The organism is Caballeronia hypogeia, assembly GCF_001544875.2.
Lineage (GTDB): Bacteria > Pseudomonadota > Gammaproteobacteria > Burkholderiales > Burkholderiaceae > Caballeronia > Caballeronia hypogeia.
This window is the reverse complement of the sequence record NZ_FCOA02000006.1, coordinates 133,674-155,208: the sequence shown is the minus strand read 5'-3', so window position 1 is coordinate 155,208 and position 21,535 is coordinate 133,674. Positions and strand designations below refer to the sequence as shown.

Below are 21,535 nucleotides of genomic sequence, written 5' to 3'. Positions count from 1 at the left end.
ATGATATTGAACGAATCACAACTGGAAGAACTTCGCACCGCCTTGCCGGCACTGCCATTCGATGACGATGGCCCCGTGTTTCGCGCGCCGTGGGAAGCGCAGGCCTTCGCGATGACGCTCGCACTGTACGAGCGCGGAGTGTTTACGTGGAAGGAATGGGCGCACGCGTTGAGCGATGCCATCCGCGAAGCGCAAACAGCCGGCGATCCCGATCGCGGCGACACGTATTACACGCACTGGCTGAGCGCTTTGGAACGCATCGCGGCGGCGAAAGGCTGCGTGAGCGCGGAGACGCTGGCGCAACGCCGCATCGAATGGGACGAGGCCGCGCGCAGCACGCCGCACGGCCAGCCGATCTTGCTCGGGCGCCCGTTGCCCGCGGCCATGCTCCACGCATACAACGTGGCGATCTATCGCATTGCGGGGCAGCCGGACATCGACATGATGGTCGGTGTCGCGAACGATGCGGTGGCGGCGATGCTCGCGCGTCATGCGGTCGAGAGCGCGGTGTTCGTCACGGCCTTCAATCCGTTCAGCCAGGAACTGTCGCCCGAAGAAAACGCGGAGCGGCAACGCGCGTTGATGCTGCGCATCGAAGCGTTGGGGCTTCGCGCGCTGCCTGGCGAGGGCATGAACGCAGCCAGAACATGGATCGAAGCGAGCTATCTGGTGCTCGGCGCGACGCTCGAAATCGCCGATGCGCTGATGATCGAATTCGGGCAGAACGCGGTCGTTCATATCGGGCGTGACGGGCTGCCGCGACTCTTGCTGCATCCGGACTCGATGCGTCGACGAGATCAGTAAGTGTGATCGGCAATGACCCGGGCGACGATTTCGAGCGATCTTCGGAGCGTCGGCATATCGACCGACGCGAGCGCCAGGCGGATGGCGTGAGGCACATGCGGCGAGGTCGCGAACGGATGGGCGGTCGAGACCGATATCCGCTCGCGCATCAGCGCCATTGCGATTGCGTCCGCGCGGACTTCCTGTTCCAGCGGCAGCCACAGAAAGTAGGACGAAGGATGGCCAATCCGCCTGACCTTGCTCAATACGCGCGCGGCGAGAGACTGGCGCTGTGCGGCGTCCTTGCGTTTTTCGGCTTCGAGCCGGGCAACCGTGCCGTCCTCGACCCATCCGCAGGCAATCGCTGTCATGGTGGCGGGAACGTTCCAGGTGGTCGCGCGAATCTTGCGCTCCAGCTTCGGAATCCATTCCGTGGGCGCGTGCACGAAGCCTACGCGTAGTCCGGTCGCTACGCTCTTCGAGAAGCTCGATACATAGACAGTCGATTCCGGCGCGAGCGACGCGAGCGGTGGCGGCGCGTCTTCGGCGAGAAAGGCGTAAGCCGCGTCTTCGATGAGAATCAGGCCGTGCCGCCGCGCAATCGCGACCAGCTCGCGTCGCCGGGTCGCACTCATGACCCAGCCGAGCGGATTGTGCAGCGTGGGCATCGTATAGAGCGCGCGTACGCGCCGGCGCTTGCACAAGGCCGTCAGTGCGTCCGGATCGGGGCCGCTTCCGGCAGCGGGTATCGGCACGAGTTCGAGGCGATTCGCTTCGGCGGCAAGCTTGAACCCCGGATAAGTCAGCGTATCCACGGCCACGACGTCGCCGGGTTCCAGAAGAGCCATGGCCGTCGTCGTCAGTCCATGCTGGCCGCCGCTCACGAGGACGGTGTCTGCGCCCGTCGCTTCGAGTCCTCGACTCGTCAGGTGCCGTGCGACTATCGCCCGCTCGTGTTCGCGTCCGCCATGCGGCTGATAGCGAAGCAGGGATTCGAGGTCGCCCGCGAGCGCAAGCTGGCGCAGGGCCGTCCTCAAGAGCCCGGCCTGAGCGGGCAACGACGGATTGTTGAAGCTCAGGTCCACCGTGTCCGTCCCCCAGGCCTGGAGATCGATTCCTTGCCCGCGCGGTAAAGGCTCTTTGACGAACGTGCCGCGCCCTGTCTCGCCGCTTACCAGTCCCATGGCCTGCAATTCCGCATACACGCGCGTTGCGGTGACCAGAGCGACGCATTCGCGCGCAGCCAGATCGCGGTGAGTGGGCAAGCGCGTTCCGGGGCGCAGACGACCCGTGCGGATATCGTCGGCGAGGTGGTCGACCAGCGTTTTATAGCGAAGATCGGGCATGGCGGCGGAGTCATGACAATCATTCGATTGTATCGACCCGGCGCCCATGCATGGCCGATCGCAGGTGTTGTGTTCGTCCTCGTGCCGCGAGAAGCGAAGGATCAGCCTCGTTCATCCGATGGGCGCTCAACCAGGGGCAGGCCGGCGCCGACGCCGAGCACCATGTATCGTTGCCGCCCGCTCTAGTGAAGCAGATCGAATCTCAGCGGGGCGAGAACATCAGGTGAATCGGCGCTGGCGAGCTTCGATGCGATTCAGGCGAAATCGGCTTTCAGATAGGCGCGAACGCGCTTTGCGACAAACAGCGGAATGTAATCCATGATCTTGGCCTCTTCCTCGAACTGGGCCAAAAGCTCGGCGCATATCCTCGACACGGTTTCGGGCGATGCGTGCGTGTCTTCAACGATCGATCGTACGAGTTCGTCGACGGCTGATTGAACCATCTCGCGCTCCTCGGCGTATGCACCGTTGCGGGAATTGCGATTAAACCCGCCCGGTTGTCCGGCTTCCAATTGAAATGAACTATCGGGGATTCGCAGACGCGCGACACGGCCGATGCCCGAAGATCGTTGTGGTAACGTCTGGGCCAAACATTCTGTCCGATGCGGCAGCGCCGCACTTAAATGACCGAAGCGACGATTCCCTTCGATAGCAAGCCGATCCCGCTTCCCGCCGACACGCCGCGCGACGTGCGCGCGTGGCTCGTCAGGATCGATCTCGCCGCACCGCTCGACGGCCCCGCATACACCGTCTTGCACGCGAGCGAACGCGCGCGCGCCGCGCGCTTCCTGCGCCACGAAGATGCGGCGCGCTTCGTCACCATGCGCTGCGCGCTGCGCCACGTGCTCGCAGCCGAAACCGGCAGAGACGCCGCGAGTCTGCTTCTGAACGCCGACGAGAACGGCAGGCCGCATCTGTCGCAGCCGGACGCGCCCGACTTCAACCTATCGCATTCGGGCGCCTATGGACTGATTGCCGTGTCACACGCGCGGCGCGTGGGGGTCGATATCGAAACCGCGCGAGCGGACTTTCATTGGCGCGAACTCTCCCCGATGGTGCTGGCGGAGCGCGACCGCCGCGAGATCGAGGCGATGCCCGAAGCTGCGCGAAGCGGCGGGTTTTTCGACTGCTGGACGGCGAAGGAAGCGGTGTTGAAGGCGCACGGCGCGGGCATCGGCGGAACGGCCGTCCCGATGCACGGCTTTTCGGTTCTGCCACGCAACGGAGCGGGCTTCGCGATAACGCGCGAAGCCGGCGCGTTCGATGCGGTTGCGCTCGCCGCTCCGGCCGGTTATGCGGCGGCGCTTGCGTGGTCCGAATGATTCGCAACGATGGCGCTCACGTCGCGCGCGTGCGCACGAGATCACGATGCGTCAGATAGAGGCGAAGATCGAATTCGATCTGGTGGTAGCCTGGCTGCATCAACTCGCACAGCCGATAGAACGCCTTGTTGTGATCGCTTTCCTTCAGATGCGCGAGCTCGTGCACGACGATCATGCGCAGAAACTCCGGCGCGGTGTCCCTGAACAGCGACGCGATGCGAATCTCCTTCTTCGCCTTGAGCCGCGCGCCCTGCACGCGCGAGATCGCCGTATGCAGGCCGAGCGCATGACGCAGCACATCGAGTTTGCTGTCGTAGAAGACCTTGTCGATTGCGGGCGCGACACGCAGGTATTCCTGCTTCAGGTCCGAGCAATAATCATAGAGCGCGCGGTCGGACTGAACCGCGTGTCTGGCGGGATAGCGTGCGTCGAGGTACGCGCCTAGCTGTTGCTGGGCGATCAGTCGGCGCACCTTGTCCTGCAGCGTGTTCGGGTAAGCGCTCAGGTATTTCAGGTGTTGCATGACGGCGGAATTTCGATAAATGCGTTCAATGCCTGAATGCGCAGGCAGGCGTGGGGCGCCGGTCGGGCGTCCGCAGCGGGAAATGCGCAGCACTCCAGCAACCATTTTAGTCAAGCGCGCGAAGACTCGCCTTCGATGTGATCACAAGCGTGTTTCCGCCTTCGCATTTGCGTAAGTTTATGTTTCAGCCAGTCCGGCGCAGCATGGGGCGTGCGAACATTCCGCGCTTTCGCGGCAAGGGCGACAGGACGGCTTCTTATGGCATCGAGCAAGGCGCATCACGCGACCGGATTGGCGGCGGGCATCATCGCGGCGGCGCTCGTGACGGCATCGGCGCGAACGGGCGGCGCGGGTATCGACTTGATCGCGGGCGTGCTCGCGCTGATCGGCGGCATGGCTGGCGCGACCGCGCCCGACTGGCTCGAAGTCGCCTGGTGGACGCGCAGGCGAAAGCTGTGGATTACGCATCGCACGCTCACGCACTGGGGCATCGGCTGGATTGCGCTGCTGGCGCTCTCGTATCATTTCCTCGGACGGCATCCGGCCGCGCCGGCCGCGTTCGGCTTCGCGTGCGGCGGGCTCATGCATCTCTTCGCGGACTGGCCGAATCCGCTCGGCGTGCCGTGGATCGCAGGGCGACATTCGCTCAATCTGTGGACGAGCGGGCATTGCGATCTGATCATCGTCGCCGGTGCGTGGGCTGCGGCGCTTTTCGTCGTCGACGATGTCTGGTTTCATCATGCCTATGGCCGCATGCTGCTGGGTGCGCTGCGGCTCTGATCGATAACGCGAGGAGTCACGTCAAAATGCCATCGAATTGCACGCGTCGCCGCTTCGTTCTCTTTCTCGCCGCAATGTTCACGATGCTCGCGCTCGACGGCTGCGCGGGCTTCTTCAATCGCGACGCGATGCGCGTGACGGTTGCGGGCATCGAGCCGCTCGAAGGGCAGGGGCTCGAAATGCGCTTCGCGGTCAAGCTGCGGGTGCAGAATCCGAACGATTCGCCCGTTGATTTCGACGGCGTCGCGCTCGATCTCGACCTGAACGGCCGCGCGTTCGCGAGCGGCGTGAGCGATCAGCGCGGCAGCGTGCCGCGTTTCGGCGAGACCGTGCTGACCGTGCCGGTAACGGTGTCGGCATTCTCGGTCGCGCGTCAGGCCTTCGGCTTCGCGAGCGGCAACACCGTCAGCAAGGTGTCGTACGCGGTGCGCGGCAAGCTCGCGGGCGGCGCGTTCGGCGGGGCGCGTTTCACGGATTCCGGCTACGTCGATCTGCCGGGCATGGGAGCGCCGGCGAATTGACGCTTAGCGAGCCGCGGCATCCTGCGCCGGATTGTAGGGCACGACCCGGTCCGACTCGTTGGCGTCGTTGCGCGCGATCACCGCGCGGGCCGGTTCCGTCGCGCTCAGATTGACCGGCTGATGCGGCACGCCCGGCGGAATGAACACGAAGTCGCCCGGCTCGTTGATGACCGATTCCGCCAGTCCCGGTCCATAGCGCGTCTCGATGCGCCCTTCCAATATATAGATGCCCGTCTCGTAGCCGACATGAACATGCGGCTCCCCACGTCCGCCCGGCGGCACGACGACCAGATGCATCGCCAGGCCGCGCGTGCCCGCCGTCGCCGCCGAAAGTCCTATGAAATACGGCAGATGCTGAACCGTTGCGAGTTTTTCCTGCGGCCGTACGGTGACGACCGTTTGCTGCGCTGCTTCTGCGGTTGTGTCCTGCATGGCGATTCCTCCGTCGGCTGATCGCGCCGACATCGACGATAGCCCAAAGCCGGTGTCGCGCAAAGGTCATGCTGCGCGGCTAATTTGTGGGAACGCGCCGTGCACTGCCGTTGTGCGACCGCACATGGCCGATGCGCGGTCGAAGGCGCGCACCGGCGCATAATCTCCTTGCTTCGAAGAGCGTGCCGCAACCGCATCGCAACCGAAAGCCTCGGGAGGACACCATGCTGGTCAAGAACGAAGCGCGGGTCGAACACCTCATCAACGATCTCCTCGAATTCGCGCGGGGCAGGTTGCCGGAGCCAGCCTTCAAGGTCATCGAGCCGCTGCTGCGTTACTACTACGAGCAGGTCGATGTCGAAGATATCGCGAGCCGCGATGTCGCCGATCTCTACGGCGCCGCGATGGCGCACTGGCAGACGGCGCAGAAGTTCGTGCGCGGACGCGAGGTGCTGCGGGTCTACAACCCGAATCTGGAGCAGCACGGCTGGCACTCGGATCACACCGTGGTCGAGATCGTCAACGACGACATGCCGTTCCTCGTCGATTCCGTGACGATGGAGCTGAACCGTCTGGGCCTCGCGCTGCACTCGGCGATTCATCCGGTGTTTCGCGTGTGGCGCGCGGGCAAGGGTGAGCACGCGGGCGAGATCGAGCGCATCGGGCAGGGTCACGCCGAAGCGGGCGATGGCAATTCCGAGCTCGAATCGTTCATTCATTTCGAAGTGGACCGCTGCGGCGACGGCGAGCGTCTGGAGGAAGTGCGCGACAGCATCGCGCGCGTGCTCGGCGACGTGCGCGCAGCGGTGGAAGACTGGCCGAAGGTGGTCGATGCGGCGCGCACGGCGATCGCCGAACTGAAGACGCGCGACACGACGCCCGACGGCATCGAATCCCGCGCGTTCCTCGAATGGATGGTGGCGGACCATTTCACCTTTCTCGGCTCGCGCGACTACGATCTCGTCGAGCACGAAGGCGGTCCCGCGTTGCGCGGCGTGCCCGGATCGGGCACCGGCATCCTGCGCGAAGGTTTGCGTCAGACCGCGCCCGGCGACCTGACGCCGCTGCCTCCGGGCGCTGCCGCGATCATCGAAGGCGCGGCGCCCATTTTTCTGACGAAGGCGAATTCGCGCGCCACGGTGCATCGGCCGGGCTATCTGGATTATGTCGGCGTGAAGCGCACATCGCCCGATGGCAAGGTGATCGGCGAGCGGCGCTTTCTCGGGCTGTACACGTCCACCGCGTATCTCGTGCCGACCTCCGAGATTCCGATCGTGCGGCGCAAGTGCGCGAACATCGTGCGGCGCGCGGGCTTCCTCGAAAAAGGGCATCTCGCCAAGTCGCTCATCACGGTGCTGGAGCAGTATCCGCGTGACGAGCTGTTTCAGGCCGACGAGGACGTGCTCTTCGATATCGCTATCGGCGTGCTGCGGCTGCAGGAGCATCAGCGCACGCGGCTCTTCGTGCGGCGTGACCGCTTCGACCGCTTCGTGTCGTGTCTCGTGTTCGTGCCGCGCGACAAGTTCAATACCGACCTGCGCCGGCGCATCAGCAAAGTGCTGATGGAAGCGTTCAACGGCAAGAGCATCGAATTCACGCCGCTGTTGTCCGAGTCGCCGCTGGCGCGCATTCATATCGTCGTGCGCGCGGATCGCGGCACGATTCCCGAAGTCGATACACGCGAGCTCGAAACGCGCATCGTGCAGGTGGCGCGCCGCTGGCAGGACGATCTCGCCGATGCGCTCATCGACAGTCATGGCGAGGAAGCCGGCAATCGTCTGCTGCAACGTTACGCGGATTCGTTCCCCGCGGGCTATCGCGAGGACTATCCGGCGCGCACGGCGGTGCGCGATATCGAGCTGATCGAGGCGACGCACACGCGCCCCGGCGGACTTTCGATGAGCCTCTATCGGCCGATCGAAGCCGGACGTCGCGCGTTCCGCTTCAAGGTGTATCGCGCGGGCGATCCGATCGCGCTGTCGCACAGTTTGCCGATGCTGGAGCATCTCGGCGTGCGCGTCGATGAAGAGCGCCCGTATCTGATCGAGCCGACCGGCGCGCCGAACGCATGGATCCACGATTTCGGCCTCGAACTGCAGGACGACGTCGAGTTCGATATCGACCGCGTGAAGCCGCTGTTCGAAAACGCGTTCGCGAGCGTGTGGTCGGGCGAGATCGAGAACGACGACTACAACCGGCTCGTGCTGCGCGCGCAGTTCGGCGCGCGCGACGTCACCATCATGCGCGCCTATGCGAAGTATCTGCGGCAGGTCGGCTCGACCTTTAGCGATGCGTATATCGAGCGCGCGCTGATCGGTAATCCGCTGATTGCGAAGAAACTATTGCAGTTGTTCATGGTGCGTTTCGATCCTGCGCGCGGCGGTTCCGCCGAAGATCGCGAGCATGCGGTCGAACGCGTGCTCGCCGACATCGAAGCGGCGCTCGATCAGGTGCCCAATCTCGACGAAGACCGCATTCTGCGCCAGTTCCTCGGCGTCATCACCGCGACGGTCCGCACCAATCACTTTCATCGCGATGCGGCCGGCCAGCCGCGTCCGTATGTGTCGTTCAAGCTCGATCCGTCGAAGGTGCCGGGGCTGCCCGAGCCCAAGCCGATGTTCGAGATCTGGGTCTATGCGCCGCGCGTGGAAGGCGTGCATTTGCGCGGCGGACGCGTCGCGCGCGGAGGCCTGCGCTGGTCGGACCGGCGCGAGGATTTCCGCACCGAAGTGCTCGGCCTGATGAAGGCGCAGATGGTGAAGAACACGGTAATCGTGCCGGTCGGATCGAAGGGCGGCTTCGTCGTGAAGAATCCGCCGCCGCTTGCGGATCGCGAGGCGTTTCTGGCCGAAGGCGTCGCGTGCTACCAGATGTTCCTGCGCGGCTTGCTCGACGTGACCGACAACCGCACGCCCGACGGCATCGTGCCGCCGCCCGACGTGGTGCGCCACGATCCCGACGATCCATATCTCGTCGTCGCCGCCGATAAAGGCACGGCCACGTTCTCCGACTACGCGAACGCGATCTCGCAGGAATACGGCTTCTGGCTCGACGATGCGTTCGCGTCCGGCGGCTCGGTCGGCTACGATCACAAGAAGATGGGCATTACCGCGCGCGGCGCGTGGGAGTCTGTGAAGCGCCATTTCCGCGAGATGAACTTCGACACGCAGACCACCGACTTCACCGTGGTCGGCATCGGCGACATGTCCGGCGACGTGTTCGGCAACGGCATGCTGCTGTCGCGCCATATCAGACTGATCGCGGCGTTCGATCATCGGCATGTGTTCCTCGACCCGACGCCCGATCCCGCGACGAGCTTCGAGGAACGCACGCGTCTGTTCGCGCTGCCGCGTTCGAGCTGGGCCGACTACGATGCCTCGCTCATCTCGACGGGCGGCGGCGTCTATCCGCGCACCGCGAAGTCGATACCGGTCTCGCCGCAGGCGCAGGCGGCGCTCGGCATCAACGCGTCGGTGCTCGCGCCGAACGAGCTGATTCGCGCGATCCTGCTCGCCGAAGCCGATCTGCTTTATAACGGCGGCGTCGGCACATATGTGAAATCGAGCGCTGAAACGCATCTGCAGGTCGGCGACCGCACCAACGACGGCGTGCGCGTGAACGGCGCCGAGCTGCGCGTGAAAGTCGTGGCCGAAGGCGGCAATCTCGGGCTGACGCAACTCGGACGCATCGAGTTCGCGCAGCACGGCGGGCGCATCAATACCGATGCGATCGATAATTCCGCGGGGGTCGACTGCTCGGATCACGAGGTCAATATCAAGATTCTGCTGGGCCTCGTGGTCGCCGATGGCGAGATGACCGAGAAGCAACGCAATGCGCTGCTCGCCGAGATGACCGATGAAGTCGGCCTGCTCGTGCTGAAGGACAACTACGCGCAGACGCAGGCGCTTTCCATCGCCAAGCGCCATGTCGCCGAGACGCTCGACGCGGAGGCGCGCATGATGCGCTATCTCGAACGCGCGGGACGGTTGAAGCGCCGCATCGAGTTCCTCCCGAACGACGACGAGATCACCGAGCGCGCGGCGGCGAAGTCGGGGCTGACCTCGCCCGAGCGCGCGGTGCTGCTCGCTTACGGCAAGATGTGGCTCTATGACGAGCTGCTCGAATCCGACGTGCCGGAAGACGCGCTTGTCGCCGACATGTTGCCCGAATATTTCCCGAAGCCCTTGCAGCAACGCTATAGCGAAGCGATGCAGCGCCATCCGCTCAGGCGCGAGATTCTCGCGACGCATCTGACCAATGCGCTCGTCAATCGCGTGGGCTGCACTTTCGTGCATCGGCTGATGGAGGAAACCGACGCGCGTCCGAGCGATATCGTGCGCGCGGCGCTGATGGTGCGCGACGTCTTCGATCTCGACGATCTGTGGCGCAGCATCGACGGCCTCGACAATATCGTCGCGGACGAAGTGCAGGCGCGCATGTTCGTCGATGTCGTGCGCCTGCTCGATGACACCTCGCTTTGGTTCCTGCGTCATCTGAAGCACAACGGTTCGGGCGCGAACGAGGCGCGGGGCCTGCTCGCACGTTGCCGCGAGGCGGCGCAGCGGCTCGCGCCGCAACTGCCCGCGCTGCTGCCGGCCGCGCAACTCGACGCGTGGTACGGACGCCGGCGGGAGCTGGAAGATGCGGGCGTGGAGAGCAGTCTCGCGGCGCGCGTCGCCAGCGGCGAGATCGCAACCGCCGTTCTCGACAGCGCGGAAGTCGCGGCCTGCTCGGGCCGCAGTCTGGAGCTGGTCGCGAGCGTGTACTTCGGCATCGGCACGCTGCTCGACTATCGCGGCATCGCCGAACGCGCGATGGCGTTGCCGATCGCGACGCACTGGGATCTGCTCGCGCGCGCGGCCGCGCTCGAAGAACTCGCGCGTCTGAAGCGGGCGCTGACGGTGAGCGCGCTCGAGCAGTCGCGCGGCATCGATGCGGCGGATGTGATCGTAGAAAGCTGGCGCGCGAAGCGGGAAGCGGCGATCGACCGCTATACGCGGCTGCTTGCGGAACTGCGAGCGAGCGGCGGCGCGAGCCTGTCGATGTTGCTGGTCGTCGTGCGGGAGATGGCGGTGCTGGAACGGGTGTAAACGGGTCACGCAGCGAAGCGACAAGACGGGCGCCGGAAGGCGCCCGTCTTATTTTCTAAGTAAGCAGTGTGTCCTTAATCTCAATTAAATAAGGTATCCGTATCAAAGTCATGAAGCGCTAAATTCGCAAGTGCATCATCTGGCAACTTTGTCCGATCCCGCCTATATGCCGTGCATGTTTTCACTGGTCGGCCCCTTTACATTCAGAAAGCAGGGGCATTAAATCAATGAGCGGACTACGCATGTCCGCATCGCAATTCGACCCCGTTCTCGCGTTCTCGCGCCGTGCATCCGGTCGACATGCACCGCGTGACGCGACGACGGGTCTCTCGCGCTTTCGCCGTACCTGCTGGCAGGGCTAGGCACGTCGCGGCGCTTCACTCAGCAGCGAGGTCTCACAATGATCAATATCTCAGGCGAATCGATCGACACCCTCAAGGCGTCCGTGCGAGGCAGAGTCATCTCACCGGCGGACACCGACTACGACGAAGCACGCAAGGTCTGGAACGCCACCATCGACAGGCGGCCCGCGCTCGTCGTGCGCTGCGCCGGCAATGCCGATGTCACTGCGGCGCTCGCCTTCGCGCGCGCCAACGGCTTGCTGGTTTCGATTCGCGGCGGATCGCATAACATCGCGGGCAGCGCCGTCAGCGACGACGCCCTGATGATCGACCTCTCCGCGATGAAATCCGTGCGCGTCGATCCGCGGTCGAAGCGCGCGTACGTCGAACCCGGCGCGCTGCTCTCCGACTTCGATCACGAAGCGCAGGCCTTCGGTCTCGCGACACCGCTCGGCATCAACTCGACGACGGGCGTCGCGGGCCTCACGCTCGGCGGCGGCTTCGGCTGGCTGAGCCGCAAGTTCGGCGTGACCGTGGACAATCTCGTCGCGGCGGAACTCGTCACGGCGGATGGCCAGTGGCATCGCGTCGATGCAGCGAACGAGCCGGATCTCTTCTGGGCGTTGCGCGGCGGCGGCGGCAATTTCGGCGTGGTGACGCAGTTCGAATATCAACTGCATGAAGTCGGGCCGCAGGTTCATGGCGGTCTCGTCGTGTATCCGCTCGAACAGGCCGATGACGTGTTGCCGAAGTATCGCGAGTTCGTCGCGCAAAGTCCCGATGACCTGACCGTGTGGGCCGTTCTGCGTCTCGCGCCGCCTTTGCCTTTCCTGCCGGAAAGTGCGCACGGCAAACCGGTGATCGTGCTCGCGTGCTGCTATATCGGACCGCCCGAGAATGGCGAGAGAGCGCTCGCGCCGCTGCGCAGCTTCGGCACGCCCTACGGCGAGCATCTCGGCGCCATGCCGTTCGCCGCGTGGCAGAAGGCGTTCGATCCGCTGCTCACGCCCGGCGAGCGCAACTACTGGAAGTCGCATAACTTCTCGGAGATCAACGACGCAACGTTCGAGATCCTGAAGAGTGCGGTCAAGTCGCTGCCTTCGCCGCAGTGCGAAGTCTTCATTGGTGCGATGGGCGGGCAGACGAATCGCGTGCCCGTCGACGCGACGGCGTATGCGAATCGCGAATCGGAATACACGATCAACATTCACGGCCGCTGGTCCGCCGCCGCCGACGACGAGACATGCACGAAGTGGGCACGCGACCTGTTCGCCGCGATGACGCCGCATGCACTCGGCAGCGTTTACGTGAATTTCATGACGGGCGAGGAAGGCGATCGCGTCAAGGCGGCATACGGGCCGAATTACGAGCGGCTCGCGGAGGTGAAGCGGCGCTACGATCCGGAGAATCTGTTCCGCAGCAACCAGAACATCGCGCCTGCCGCGTGATGCGTGGCGCGCCGTTCGTCGTCGGATGAACGGCGCGCTTCGAACGTGTTTTCAAGGCCGGTCGAGATGATGGCGCAGATTGCGCGTGTCGGTATCGGCCGTGTCCTTGTTCGCGTCCTCATAGACGAGCTTGCGCGTCTCGCTGCTCAGATGCGCGCGCAGCACATCGAGAAAGCGTGGCTCGACCGCGAGGCGCAAACGGTCGAAGCGTTGTTCCCGGCGGCTGCGCTCCAGAAATTCCCCGATCGACTTCGCGAACGTCTCGCGATCCTGTTCCGTCGCCTCGCTCGCGCGTGAGGCGGGATTCCTGAGTTCCTCGACCTGCCGCAAATCCAGCTTCAATCCCTGCGTCTCGAAGACCCTGGCGCGGCTGCCATCGGCGGCAAGAACCCAGGTGATGGCGCTCATGGTGCTCCTCCTGTTCGCCAGCCCAAGCGGGCTCCCGCCATTGTGCGCTTATCTTCGTGACGCGGTGTTATCGGCGCGCGGGCAACGCTTTCGCGTCGCAGCAAAAGGAGGAGGCTTCATTTCAGGGCAGCATCGATCCGCTTTGCGCGAGGCGCGTGTGGAACGAAAAAGCCTGATCCAGCCGATGCGGCGTGTGTCCGCCGAGCGCTGCTGCATCGCGGTAATAGTCGCGCAACAGATCGCGATAAAGCGGATGCGCGCAATTCTGGATCACGTTCATCGCACGTTCGCGTGGTGCGAGACCCGTCAGATTCGCGAGCCCGCGCTCGGTCACGACGATATCGACATCGTGTTCGTTATGATCGCAATGCGGGACCATGGGCACGATGCTCGAAATGCGCCCGTCCTTGGCGACGGATTTCGTCGCGAAGATCGCATACGCCGCGTTGCGCGCGAAGTCGCCCGACCCGCCGATGCCGTTCATCATGTGTGTGCCGCCCACATGCGTCGAATTCACGTTGCCGTAGATGTCCGCTTCGAGGGCCGTGTTGATCGCGATCAGCCCGAGGCGGCGGATCACTTCGGGATGGTTGCTCACTTCCTGCGGACGCAGCACGAGCCGGTCGCGATAACGGTCGAGTTCGCCGAACACCTTTTCCTGCCGCGCGCCGGACAGCGTGATCGAAGCGCCCGACGCGAACGTGGCCTTGCCTGAATCGAGCAGATCGAAGGTCGAGTCCTGCAACACTTCCGAGTAGATCGTCAGTGCTTCGAACGGCGAAGCGGCAAAGCCCGACAGTACCGCATTGGCAATCGTGCCGATGCCCGCCTGCAACGGCGGCAATCGCTTCGGCAAGCGTCCGCGCGACACTTCATGCTGAAAGAACTCGATCAGATGTCCCGCGATGAGCGCGGTGTCCGCGTCGGCAGGCAGTACGGTGGACGCGCTGTCCGGAGTGTTCGTGATGACGATTGCCGCGATCTTCTCCGGCGGAATCTCGATAGCCGCGACGCCGATGCGGTCATGCGCGCGCACGATCGGCAGCGGTTCGCGCTGCGGCCTGCGCTCCGGAATCCAGATATCGTGCAGGCCTTCGAGTGCGAGCGGCTGCGCCAGATTGATTTCGACGATCACCTTTTCCGCGAGAATCGCGAAGCTCGCCGAATTGCCGACCGATGTGGTCGGCACGATGCCGCCGTTCTCCGTGATCGCAACGGCTTCGACGATCGCGATGTCGAGCTTGCCGAGCCGGTTCGCCCGCAAAAGCTCGACCGTCTCGGACAGGTGCTGATCGACGAACATGACGTCGCCGCGATTGATCGCACGACGCAAGGTCGTGTCCACCTGAAACGGCAGACGACGCGACAGCGCGCCCGCCTCGGTGAGCAGGCGGTCGGTGTCGTGTCCGAGCGATGCGCCCGTCATCAGCGTGATGCGCAGCGGGTCGCTTTCCTCGCGCGCGCGCCGCGCGATTTCGAGCGGCACGGCCTTGGCGTCGCCGGCGCGCGTGAAGCCGCTAGCGCCGACGATCATGCCGTCGCGCACGAGCCGCGCCGCGTCGGCGGCCGAGGTGATCTTGCCGCGCAACGCGGCACAACGAATGCGGTCTTCGAACATCGATATCTCCACCTACATGGGTCCGGCTAAATCGGGCGAGCGATTACAGGAAAGACGCAGCGCCTGCGAAGCCGCGGATTGCAAGACATGTTTCCAATGCCGCGCGACGTTGCGCCTTATCTGGTTCGATGCATGTTTCGCGGGTGGCGTCGCGGCTGACGGCGCGGCAGATGAGCGCGCCGGAAACACTGTAGAACGCGCGTCGGCGGCGATTAAGGGCTGAGTCTGGAAGGCACATTTGCAGGGCGCGGCAAGATGAGCTCAGCGATGCGAACCGAAAGGCGCGTCGGGATCGACGAGCGCGGTGCGCAGAAAATGCAGGCACGCGAGCACGCGCTGCGTGTCTCGCCGTGCGTCGCGCTCGGCGCGCACGTGATCGAGCATGCTTTGCGCGATCACGATCGACGCGACGACGGACGCGATCGCGCGGCGCAGTGCGGCGTCGCCGGGCGCGCGAAACAAGGCGGCGACGTCACGCAGCACGCGCGCGAGCGACATGCTCCACGCGAGGCGCAGGTCGGCGGGAAAGCGTTGCGCGGGCAACCCGCGCGCTTCGCGGCGCAGATCGATCATCGCCTGTCCGACTTCGAGCGTCACCAGCATCCACGACAGCGCATGCCGATGCTCGCGCGAACGTCGCGTGAGCAGCCCGCGCAGTTGCGACATGAGATCGTGGGTGCGCGAATGGAAGCGCCCGGCGAGTCCCGCGAGCTTGCCTTCGCACGCGAGCACGGCCTGCGCGCGCAGTTCCGCGATGGTCTTGCCGACCAGCCACGGCGAGCGCGGCGGCACGACTACGGCGCAGGCGAGGCACGCACCCAGCATCGAAACGAAAATGGCGATGCCGTTGTTCAGCAGCAGGCCCGGATCGTAGACGATGCGGTTATCGGGCGCGGCGAGCAGGCAGAAGAACACGCAAGAGCCGGTGCCGTATCCGGCGGTGTCCGCGCGCATCGCGAGGAACGCGCCGGCGGCGAGCGGCGGCGCGAGCGCGGCGCACAACAGCGCGAAGCCGTCGATGGCGGGATAGACGTGACACAGGAACACATAGCCCGCGACGATCGCGCCGGCCGCTCCCGCCGCCATTTGCGCGATGAACTTCGCCGGCCGCGCCGATGCCGACGCGAGCGCGCACGCGAGCGTCGCGCCGATCACCGCATGGCCGCCGCTCGGCCACGCGGTGACGATCCAGAACCACGCGGTCGCGGCGATCACGATCGCCGTGCGCATGAAGGTTGCGCCCAGCACGAAGCGGTTGGTCCTGGCTTCGTATCGCGCGGCGCTTTCGTGATTCGACGCCTGACCGTGTGCGGTCGATGCATAGCGGATCGTATCGTCGACGAAACGATAGAGCAGTTCGCCCGACGTGGTGAAGTCAAGTTGGGTCGCCCGATCGGCGTCGGCTAGCGTGAGTTGTGCATCGCGCAGGCGCTTCGGCAACGTGTGTTTGAAGCATTCGAGTTGCTCGCACGATATGCCGCCATCGAACGCGCGCGCGAGCTCTCCCAGAAAGGGCGCGAGTGCATCGAGCGCGCATTGCGCGTTGCTCGCGCGCAGACGTTTCATCGACTGGTCGAGCGCGTGCAGGCGCGTGCACGCATCCATGAACGCGCTGTTGAGATGCGCGAGCGTGGCGCTGTCCTGACGCATCGCGGGTGATTCGTAAGCGGCGAAGCCTCGCGTCGCCTCGAAGCCGACGATCTCATCGACGAAATCCGCGAAGCGGCGTTCGCGTGCGATGCGCGAGAGACGGGCGCGCAGCACGTCGGCGGCGAACGCGGCGAAACGCATGCGTCGGGCATCGAGCGACTGCGCGAGCGTCGCGCTCGCATGACGCGGAAAGACCAGCGCGCTCACCAGGCTCGAACACACGATGCCGAGCATCACTTCCGCGCCGCGCATGAGCGTCGCGATGAGAAGGCTGTTCGGATCGGTGACGGCGGGAATGCCGATCAGCGCCGCCGTGTAGCCCGCGAGCACGAAGCCATACCAGCGGAACTGCCGATACCGCACCGCGAGCGCGGTGCATGCCGCGACCCAGATCGTCAGCGCGAGCACGTACAGTTCGGTCTGCTGCACGAACACGGCGCCGAGCGCGAGCGCGGCGAGCATGCCGAGCGCGGTGCCGGCGAAACGGTAGACGCTCTTGGCGAGCACCATGCCGGAGAACGGCTGCATCAGCACGAAGGTGGTCGTCATCGCGACGCGTGGCTGCGGCAGCTCGAAGCGCATCGCGAGTCCCATCGCGATGAACGCGGCGAGCAGCGTCTTCGCGAGATGCAGCCAGACGTGGCCATCCGTGGCGAGCCAGTCCTGAATCGAATCGCGCGTCGACAAGCGTGCTTCCGGTCGTTCTAAAGGCGCCGATTGTAGGGAAAGCTTCTTTCCGGATTAATGAGGGAATCCGGGAACATTCTTTCCTGATTCAAGAACAATCGCCTCGCCGGAAAGGCGGACAATAGCGCTTCCGAAGTGATTGTGACGGTTTGATGGATACCCTACAGAACATGCGGGTCTTCACCCGCGTGATCGAGGCCGGCAGCTTCACCGCTGCGGCCCAGTCGATGAACTCGACGACCGGCGCGATGTCGCGCGCCGTATCGGAGCTCGAAGCGCACTTGCGCACGCGCCTGATGAACCGCTCCACGCGGCGTCTCGCGCTGACATCCGCGGGCGAGCGCTATCTGAAGCGCGTGCGGCAGATCCTTGCCGATATCGACGGCGCGGAAGAGGAAGCGAGCTGCGCGCATGAGCATCCGTCGGGCACGCTGCGCATGTTCAGCTTCGCGAGCGTGGGTCAGCATTACATTCTGCCTGCCATCGCCCGATATCGCGCACTGTATCCCGACGTGAAAGTAGAACTCACGCTTTCGCAACGCATGCCCGATCTTTTCGAAGGCAGCAGCGATGTCGCCGTGGTGTCGGCGAGCGCGTTGTCGGATTCCGAAATCATTTCGCACAAGCTCGGCGCGACCTTCAGCATTCTGTGCGCATCGCCTGAATACATTCGCTCGCGCGGCGCGCCCGCGGAGCCCGCCGATCTCGCGCAGCACGATTGCCTCATTTTGCAGACGCCCGCGTTTCCCGCGCGCGAATGGACGCTCGAAGGTCCGGAAGGACGCGAGACCTTGCAGATCAATGGGACGGTGCAGGTGAATATCGCGGAGTCGCTCGTCGTGGCGATTCGTGAAGGCATGGGCATCGGCATGTTGCCCTTGTATGCGGCGATCGAAGGCCTGCGAAACGGCTCGCTCGTGCGCGTGCTGCCGCGTCATACCCTGCAGCGTACGAATCTCTATGCGCTTTACGCGTCACGCAAGTTCGTCGATGCGAAAACGCGCACGTGGGTTGACTTCCTGCGCACGCATCTGCCGGACGTGATCGCACGCGATGAAGCGCTGCTGGCTGAAGTGGGACAGGACTACGGGCCGGGCGGCATTGCGGCGCATGCCTCGAAGCCGAAGCGGTCCGGTTCTCGCGTGAGTCACTGAGCGCTCACGTATCGCTCCACATGCGCAGCAGGTTGTGATAGCAGCCGACCAGGGAGCGCTTTGCGGCTTCATCGCCATTGGTCGCGTTCAGGCGCTGGATTGAGTTGTCGAGATCGAACAGTAGGGCGCGTTGCGCGTCGTCGCGCACGAGGCTTTGCGCCCAGAAGAAACTCGACACGCGCGCGCCGCGCGTGACGGGTCGCACCTGATGCAGACTCGTCGCGGGATAGATGATCGCGTGTCCCGCGGGCAGCTTCACTTCCTGCACGCCATAGGTGTCTTCGATCACGAGCTCGCCGCCGTCGTAATCTTCGGGCGGCGTGAGAAACAGCGTGACGGAAACATCGGTGCGCACGCGCGCGCCATGACCGGGCACGATGCGGATCGCGCCATCGACATGACTGCCGAAATGCATGCCGCCCTCATAGCGGTTGAACAGCGGCGGATACACGCGATTCGGCAGCACCGCGCTGATGAAAAGCGGATGCCGCTCCAGCGCGCCGATGATCGCGTCGCCGAACTCGTTCGCGATGGGCGAGCCTTCCGCGATCTGCATGTTGCGCTTGACCGGCGCGCCCTGATAGCCGGCGGTCGCGCGGCCATCGACCCAGGAGTCGCTGGTGTCCAGACGCGCGCGCATCGCGGCGGTTTCGTCGGGGCTCAGCACGTTCGGTATCGAGAGGATCATTGTTATTGCCTTCGCAAGCGCGCGCCGAATGTTGCACGGCGCGCGCCTTTGCATCACATCAACGGAAGCGGTAATTCAACGTCGCGATGAACGTGCGGCCAAGACCCGGCACCGCGCGTCCGCCGTCCGACGGAATCAGGGCATCGTAGTACTTCTTGTCGAACATGTTCTGGATGTTGAACTGGATATCGTAGCGCTTCTGATGGTATGCGGCCATCACGTCCCAGCGTACGTAGCCGCCCGCTTCGACCAGATTGTTGTTCGCCGCATAGCGCGACGACACATACGAGGGCCCGCCGCCGATCTGCCAGACGGGCGTGAAGTCGTAGGTCGTCCACAGCGTGAACATATGCTTCGGCAGATTCGCCGGCACGTTGCCCTGCGTGCCGTCGAAGGCCTTCAGGATGGTGCCGTTCATGTACGTGTAGCCGCCGAACATCTGCCACTGTCTCGTGATGTGGCCCGCGATGCCGAGTTGATAGCCGCGCACGCGGATGTCGCCGTCGAGCGAGTAGCTGCCGTCGGAGGCCAGCGTGCGCGCGTTCGTCTTCTCGATGTTGAAAAGCGATTGCGTCACCGAAAGACCGCCATTCAGCAGATCCCATTTCGAGCCGATTTCATACGACTTGTTGTGCTCGGGCGGCAGATTCTGCTGGCCGTTCGTGAGCGTGAGCGCTTCGAGCGAAGGATCGAACGACGTGCCATACGACACGTAGTACGACTGCGCCTCCGTCGGCTGGTACACGAGGCCCGTGCGCACGCTCGTGAAGTAGTTGGTCTGCGTCGCGTAGCCCGGCGTGTTGATCGAGTTGTTGATGGCCGCTTCATACCGATCCCAGCGCACGCCGCCGATCCACTTCCAGTGCTCGCCGATCGAAATCGTATCGTTCAAGTAGAGACCGATGCCGTTCGCGCTGGACTCCGCTAGATTGGTCGCGACTTCCCGATAGTTCGCCGGACGCGGCACGTAAGGCGGATCGACCAGGGGCACGATGGCGAGCGTATTCGACGGCAGGCCCGGCGTGGTCGCGGTGAAGCTCTGGTTGCTGTAGGTCTCGTGACTCAGATCGACGCCCGCGAGCATGTCGTGCTTCAGGAAGCCGGTCGCGAACTTGCCCTGCAGGTCGGTCGAGTTATAGACCGAATGATCGTTGATGTTGCGGTCCTTGCCTTGCAGACGCACGAACAGCGACGACAGCGGCAGCGTCGTGTAATTGCCGTTTGAAAGCGCCGGCGACGAGCCGAGCGGGCCGGTGAGCACGGCCGCCGCATTGGTCGCGCGCGCTTCGGTGCTGTAGTGGCTGAACTGCGTCTGGTTGCGCAGCGTGAACATGTCGTTGAAACGATGCTCGATGCGCGCGCTCACCGTCTGCACGTCCTGAATCGTGCGGTCGTCGGTGAAGCCGTAGAAGGTTTTCGTGTCGACCGGCGCGGGGTGGCCGTTCAGCGGCGGGATGCCGTAGTCGGGCTGATCGCGGTTGTGCTGGATCAGCGCGGACAAGGTCACCTGCGTCGGCGTGCCGATGCCGAACTTCACTTCGGGCGCGATGCCGTAATCCTTGTTGTGCATCTCGTCGCGCGTTGAGCCGAGCGACTGGCCGAACGCGTTGATGCGGAACGCGGAGGTGTCCGTCATCGGCTGATTGATATCGACGGTCGTGCGAAAGCGGTCGTGCGTGCCCGCCTGCAGCGAGACATCGGCGCGCGGTTTCAGGTTCGGCTCCTTGCTGACCTGATTGATGACGCCGCCCGTCGAGCCGCGCCCGAAGTACAGCGACGACGGGCCGTAGAGCACGTCGATCGATTCGAGGTTGAAGGTGTCGCGATAGTACTGGCCGCGATCACGGAAGCCGTCGAGATAGATGTCGGTGCGCGCCGAAAAACCGCGCAGGTTGATGTTGTTGCCGATCTGGCCGCCTTCGGCCGCGCCGAGCGTGACGCCGGGCACGTTGCGCAGCGCGTCGGAAAAGGAGCTGACGGCCTGCGAATTCAGCACAGCCTTCGGCACCACGACGACGGCCTGCGGAATGTCGCGCAGCGCGGTCGGCACCTTCGCGCCGACGCTCGAGACGTCCGGCTGGAAGTCGGGCGTGTCGGCCTGGCCCGTGACGCGGACGGCGGGCAGGGCGGCGGTGTCGGGTGCGGTGGTGTCTGCGGAGGGAGAGGTGTTCTGCTGTGCGGCTTGCGGTGCTGCCTGTGCTGCTTGGGGCGCGGTCTGGGCGTACAGCGGCGCGGCCATTGGAACTGCGGCGATAGTGACCAATGCCGCGGCAAGCGGCGTTTTCCTCAACATGTCGTTTTCCCGATGCTTGTTAGTGAAATCCGGTTGGCAGCGAATCAGGTTTTCGTCTGCCAGGGCGATCAATCGATCGAAGCGGAGCGGGCGACGTCGTCGAGTGAGAACCGGCGGCGGCGCCCCGAAAGCGCCCGTTGCTCGCGGCGCGCTCTTTGAACGAGCCTATCGCCGCTATAAATTAAATGCGAATCAGTATCATTACATGTCTCAGAAACATTTGGAAATAGACACTCCAGAGCGCGGGTCTTTTTGCCGAAATGTGTAACGTCGGCGCAACGAAAAAATGTGTAATGAATGCGGATTTTCGTGCCGGGCGAAAGGCCGTTCGGCCTGGTGGCGCAAGGACCTTCAGGAGGGAGGCCCCGACACGCGGGGCTTGTGGCGGACCTGATCGTCGCGGATTACGGACAAAAAGTGGCGGAGCGGATTCCCGCGATGCTTGCTATTT

General features: G+C 64.3%; 16 protein-coding genes. 7 read left to right on the top strand and 9 right to left on the bottom strand.

Annotated features, from left to right (window positions below; translation table 11 throughout):
- Positions 1-804, top strand: coding sequence for a nitrile hydratase accessory protein (locus AWB79_RS12455; RefSeq protein ID WP_061167835.1), 804 nt, complete (start codon positions 1-3; stop codon positions 802-804).
- On the opposite strand, the gene AWB79_RS12450 is transcribed toward AWB79_RS12455, so the two are convergent.
- Both AWB79_RS12450 and AWB79_RS40390 read right to left on the bottom strand, forming a co-directional pair.
- Complete coding sequence (locus AWB79_RS12450) at positions 798-2,129, bottom strand: aminotransferase-like domain-containing protein (RefSeq protein WP_061167726.1); 1,332 nt, start codon at positions 2,127-2,129, stop codon at positions 798-800. The two genes, AWB79_RS12455 and AWB79_RS12450, sit on opposite strands and share 7 nt — an antisense overlap.
- A 254-nt stretch (positions 2,130-2,383) precedes the next feature.
- The gene (locus AWB79_RS40390; RefSeq protein ID WP_232470887.1) at positions 2,384-2,719 is read right to left on the bottom strand and encodes a DUF3562 domain-containing protein; all 336 of its coding nucleotides are present in this window, start codon (positions 2,717-2,719) and stop codon (positions 2,384-2,386) included.
- A 33-nt stretch (positions 2,720-2,752) separates the two neighbouring features.
- Here AWB79_RS40390 and AWB79_RS12440 point away from each other — a divergent pair, with 33 nt between their 5' ends.
- Positions 2,753-3,451, top strand: coding sequence for a 4'-phosphopantetheinyl transferase family protein (locus AWB79_RS12440; protein ID WP_061167724.1), 699 nt, complete (start codon positions 2,753-2,755; stop codon positions 3,449-3,451).
- A 16-nt stretch (positions 3,452-3,467) separates the two neighbouring features.
- Here the strand turns inward: AWB79_RS12440 and AWB79_RS12435 are convergent, their stop codons facing one another.
- Complete coding sequence (locus AWB79_RS12435; RefSeq protein ID WP_061167723.1) at positions 3,468-3,974, bottom strand: M48 metallopeptidase family protein; 507 nt, start codon at positions 3,972-3,974, stop codon at positions 3,468-3,470.
- A gap of 258 nt (positions 3,975-4,232) precedes the next feature.
- Here AWB79_RS12435 and AWB79_RS12430 point away from each other — a divergent pair, with 258 nt between their 5' ends.
- Both AWB79_RS12430 and AWB79_RS12425 read left to right on the top strand, forming a co-directional pair.
- On the top strand, positions 4,233-4,754 hold the full coding sequence (locus AWB79_RS12430; RefSeq protein ID WP_061167722.1) for a metal-dependent hydrolase: 522 nt from the start codon (positions 4,233-4,235) through the stop codon (positions 4,752-4,754).
- Positions 4,755-4,780: 26 nt separating this feature from the next.
- A complete protein-coding gene (locus AWB79_RS12425) occupies positions 4,781-5,275 on the top strand; it encodes an LEA/WHy family protein (protein WP_061167721.1) in 495 nt (164 codons plus the stop codon).
- A 3-nt stretch (positions 5,276-5,278) separates the two neighbouring features.
- On the opposite strand, the gene AWB79_RS12420 is transcribed toward AWB79_RS12425, so the two are convergent.
- Positions 5,279-5,707, bottom strand: coding sequence for a cupin domain-containing protein (locus AWB79_RS12420; protein WP_061167720.1), 429 nt, complete (start codon positions 5,705-5,707; stop codon positions 5,279-5,281).
- Positions 5,708-5,931: 224 nt separating this feature from the next.
- Between AWB79_RS12420 and AWB79_RS12415 the strand changes: the two genes are divergently transcribed.
- Entirely contained in the window at positions 5,932-10,797 is a 4,866-nt protein-coding gene (locus AWB79_RS12415; RefSeq protein ID WP_061167719.1) for an NAD-glutamate dehydrogenase, read from the top strand.
- Positions 10,798-11,197: 400 nt separating this feature from the next.
- Complete coding sequence (locus AWB79_RS12410; protein WP_061167718.1) at positions 11,198-12,586, top strand: FAD-binding oxidoreductase; 1,389 nt, start codon at positions 11,198-11,200, stop codon at positions 12,584-12,586.
- Between the two features lie 51 nt (positions 12,587-12,637).
- On the opposite strand, the gene AWB79_RS12405 is transcribed toward AWB79_RS12410, so the two are convergent.
- The 3 genes from AWB79_RS12405 to AWB79_RS12395 all read right to left on the bottom strand — a co-directional run bounded on the left by AWB79_RS12405 (position 12,638) and on the right by AWB79_RS12395 (position 16,949).
- Entirely contained in the window at positions 12,638-12,994 is a 357-nt protein-coding gene (locus tag AWB79_RS12405; protein WP_061167717.1) for a host attachment protein, read from the bottom strand.
- A 121-nt stretch (positions 12,995-13,115) separates the two neighbouring features.
- Positions 13,116-14,612: a succinyl-CoA:acetate CoA-transferase ScpC gene (gene scpC, locus AWB79_RS12400; RefSeq protein ID WP_061167834.1), complete on the bottom strand. Its 1,497-nt coding sequence runs from the start codon at positions 14,610-14,612 to the stop codon at positions 13,116-13,118.
- A 261-nt stretch (positions 14,613-14,873) separates the two neighbouring features.
- Positions 14,874-16,949: an FUSC family protein gene (locus AWB79_RS12395; protein ID WP_061167716.1), complete on the bottom strand. Its 2,076-nt coding sequence runs from the start codon at positions 16,947-16,949 to the stop codon at positions 14,874-14,876.
- 152 nt (positions 16,950-17,101) lie between these two features.
- On the opposite strand from AWB79_RS12395, the gene AWB79_RS12390 reads away from it, so the two are divergent.
- Positions 17,102-18,103 (top strand): LysR family transcriptional regulator, encoded by a 1,002-nt coding sequence (locus tag AWB79_RS12390; protein WP_061167715.1) that lies wholly within the window; start codon positions 17,102-17,104, stop codon positions 18,101-18,103.
- A 4-nt stretch (positions 18,104-18,107) separates the two neighbouring features.
- Here the strand turns inward: AWB79_RS12390 and AWB79_RS12385 are convergent, their stop codons facing one another.
- Positions 18,108-18,791, bottom strand: a complete 684-nt coding sequence (locus tag AWB79_RS12385; RefSeq protein WP_061167714.1) for a Fe2+-dependent dioxygenase — start codon at positions 18,789-18,791, stop codon at positions 18,108-18,110.
- Positions 18,792-18,849: 58 nt separating this feature from the next.
- A complete protein-coding gene (locus AWB79_RS12380) occupies positions 18,850-21,084 on the bottom strand; it encodes a TonB-dependent receptor (protein ID WP_061167833.1) in 2,235 nt (744 codons plus the stop codon).
- Positions 21,085-21,535: the final 451 nt, after the last annotated feature.